The organism is Streptomyces sp. CHD11, from assembly GCF_018638295.1.
In the GTDB taxonomy this organism is placed as follows: Bacteria; Actinomycetota; Actinomycetes; order Streptomycetales; family Streptomycetaceae; genus Streptomyces.
Window position 1 is genome coordinate 1 of the sequence record NZ_JABTTS010000066.1, and the last position, 3,681, is coordinate 3,681.

Annotated in this window: 1 protein-coding gene; it reads right to left on the reverse strand. The window is 70.7% G+C overall.

The window, feature by feature from the left end:
• Positions 1-3,619: amino acid adenylation domain-containing protein (locus HTV45_RS33135; protein ID WP_251693394.1), on the reverse strand; the 3,619-nt coding region annotated here is incomplete at its 3' end.
• Positions 3,620-3,681: the final 62 nt, after the last annotated feature.

A 3,681-nucleotide genomic window follows, 5' to 3' on the forward strand; every position in this document is an offset into this window, starting at 1 on the left:
CCGCCCCCCACTGGCTCAGCAGCCGGACCCGCTCATCCGCACCGAGCAGATCCACCTCACTCAGCCGGGACTCCGGCGCCGCCACCATCGCCTTCAGCACACGCCTCCACCGCACCGTGAACGCCTCGATCGTCGACCGCTCGTACAGATCGGTGGAGAACTCCACGACACCCGTCAGACCGGCCGGACCGCCGTCGGGTGCCGCGGCCTCGATGATGTTGATCGACAGGTCGACCCGGGATACGCCGGTGTCGACCGATGCGCCGGAAGCGGTGACGCCCGGCAGGCTGATGTTCTGCTCGGCGGTGTTCTGCAGTCCGAACAGGATCTGCACGAGCGGGTGGTGGCCGGCCGACCGGTGCGGGTTGAGCCGTTCCACCAGGTACTCGAAGGGCATGTGCTGGTGGGAGTACGCGGCCAGTGAGGTCTCGCGCACCCGGGTGAGCAGGTCGCTCAGCGTGGGATCGCCGGCGGTGTCGGTGCGCAGCACCAGCATGTTGACGAAGAGACCGACCAGGTCTTCCAGGCGGTCGTCGGTGCGCCCGGCGATGGGTGAGCCGACCGCGACGTCGGTTCCGGCACCGAGGCGCGTCAGCAGGCCGGCCAGCCCCGTCTGCAGGATCATGAACAGGGTGGTGCCGGTTTCCCGGGCCAGGCGGACGAGTTCGCCGTGCTGTTCGGCGCCGAGGTCGAAGGTGACCGTCTCGCCCCGGTAGCCGGCGACGGCGGGACGCTGCCGGTCGGTGGGCAGCGTCACCTGGTCCGGCAGTTCCGCCAGTTCCTCCAGCCAGTAGGCGACCTGACGGCTGAAGACGCTGTCGGGGTCGTCGTCGGTGCCGAGGTGCTCGCGCTGCCAGAGCGTGTAGTCGGCGTACTGCACGGCCAGCGGCTGCCACGACGGTGAGGTGCCGGCCCGGCGGCTCGTGTAGGCGGCCGTCAGGTCGGACACGAGGACCTGCAGCGACCAGCCGTCGGCGACGATGTGGTGCAGCACCAGCATCAGCACCCACTCGCCGTGGCCGACCGCGAACAGCGACGCCCGCAGCGGGATCTCGTCCGCCAGGTCGAACTCGTACCGGGCCGCCCTGCTCAGCGCCTGCGGCAGCTCCGCCTCGGTGGTCTCCCGCACGTCCAGCTCGGGCACGGCCTCGGCCACGTCCAAGATCCGCTGGTACGGGTTTCCGCTCTGCTCGGCGAAGACGGTCCGCAGCACCTCGTGCCGGGCGACGACGTCGGCCAGCGCCATCCGCAGCGCCGGCACGTCGAGGTCGCCGGAAAGCCGGATCGCCAGCGGCGAGTTGTAGGTCGCCGACGGGCCTTCCAGCTTGTGCAGGAACCACAGGCGCTGCTGGGCGAAGGACAGCGGCAGGACCTCGGGTCGCGCCATCGGCCGCAGGCGGGCCGGGACGGGGCTGCCCTCGAGCAGCCGGCCGGCGAGTTGCCGGGGGGTCGGGGCGTTGAAGAAGGTCCGCATCGACACGTCGACGCCGAGCGCGCCGCGCACCCGCGAGATCAACCGGCCGGCCAGCAGCGAGTGGCCGCCCAGGTCGAAGAAGTTGTCCTCGGCGCCGATCCGCGTGATCCCCAGGACGTCGGCGAACACCGACCGCAGGATCTCCTCCTGCGGTGTGCCCGGCGACCGGTTGTCCGCGCCCGTGGTGACGAAACGCGGCTCCGGCAGCGCCTCGCGGTCGAGCTTTCCGTTCGGCGTCAGCGGGAGCTCGTCGAGTACGACGATCGCGGCCGGCACCAGATGATCGGGCAGTTCGCGGCGCAACTCCTCACGCAGCCGGACGGCCTCGGCCGGTTCCTCGCCGGCTGTGACGTACGCATACAGCGCCTGCACGCCGCGCTGATCCGGACGGGCGACCACGACGGCCTGCGAGACGCCCGGCTTCCGCAGCAGGGCTGCCTCGATCTCGCCCGGTTCGACGCGGATACCCCGGATCTTGAGCTGGTGGTCGGAGCGGCCGAGGTACTCCAGCTCGCCATCGGCGTTCCACCGGACCACATCACCGGTGCGGTACATCCGCGACCCGGCCGACCCGTACGGATCCGCGACGAACCGCGACGCAGTGAGACCGGAGCGGCCCAGATACCCCCGGGCAACCCCCGCACCGCCGATATACAGCTCACCCCGCGAACCCCTCGGCACCAGACCCAGATCCGCGTCCAGCACATACACACGCGTCCCCGGCAACGGGGCACCGATGGGATGCGCACCCCCCGACAGCGGACGGCTCACCGACGCCGCCACCGTCGTCTCCGTCGGCCCGTACAGGTTCGTCATCCGACGGCCCGCCGACCAACGACCCACCAGATCCGCCGAACACGCCTCACCACCGACCACCAGACTCCGCAACCCCGGCAGATCACCGGGCGCCTCCTCCGGCAACGTCGCCAGCACCGACGGCGGCACGAACGCGTGGGACACCCCCGCACCCGCCAGCAACCCGGCCAGCTCCTCACCCGCCAGCCGGCCGGGTTCGGGCATCACCAGTACGGCGCCCGCGTGGAACGTCGTGAGGAACTCGAAGACGGAGACGTCGAAACTCGGCGAGGTGAGCTGCAGAACCCGGCTGTCCCGGTCGATGTCCGCCCGCTCGCCACCGCTGACCGCCAGCGCGAACAGACCCGCGTGGGTGACGATCGTGCCCTTGGGCCGGCCCGTCGACCCGGACGTGTAGATGACGTACGCCGGGTGTTCGACCCGCAGGGCGGTCCGCCGGTCGGCGTCGGTCGGGTCAGTCACCGGCATGTCCCGGAGAGCGGCGGCCACGGCCGGGTCGTCGACCTTGATCGCGCCGGCTCCGGCGGCCGCGTCCGCGTGGGCGGTGTCGGTGAGCAGGACCTTCGGCCGGGCGTCCTCGACGAGGTAGCCGACCCGTTCCGCCGGGTACGCCGGGTCGATCGGCAGGAACGCGGCGCCCGCCTTGCCGATCCCGAGAAGGGTGGCGATCTGCATCGCGCTGCGTGGCATCAGTACGCCGACGACGTCCTCGGCGCCCACTCCCCGGTCGATCAGATACCGGGCCACCCGGTTCGCGTGCTCGTTCAGCCGCGCGTACGACCAGTCGAGGTCCTGCTCGATCACCGCGGTCGCGTCCGGCGTCGCGGCGACCGTGGCTGCGAAGATCGCCGGCCACACCTTCTGCTCGGGGGCCGGTACGTCGCGTCCGGACAGGGCGAGGACCGTCGCGTTCTCCTCGTCGGAGAGCAGGTCGACGGCGTTGATCCGGCGGCCCGGGTCCTCGACGGCGGCCTGCAGCATGCGTACGAAGCGTGAAGTGAACGACTCGACGGTGCTGGCGTCGTACAGCTCGGTCGCGTACTCGACGGCGCCGCGGATGCCCTGCGGGGAGCTGTCGTCGCCGAACGTCTCGGTGATGTTGAGGGTGAGGTCCACCCGGGACACGCCGGTGACGATCTCGTCGGGCTCGGTGTGCAGGCCGGGGAGGTCGAAGCTGGTCTCCGGGTTGTTCTGGAAGGCCAGCAGCACCTGGAACAGGGGACTGTGGGCGGTGCTGCGATGCGGATTGAGCTTCTCCACCAGGAACTCGAACGGCACATCCTGATGCGCGTACGCCTCCAAGGACGTGTCGCGCACCCGTCGCAGCAACTCCTCGAAACCCGGATTCCCCGAAGTGTCCGCCCGCAGAACCAGCGTATTGACGAAGAAAC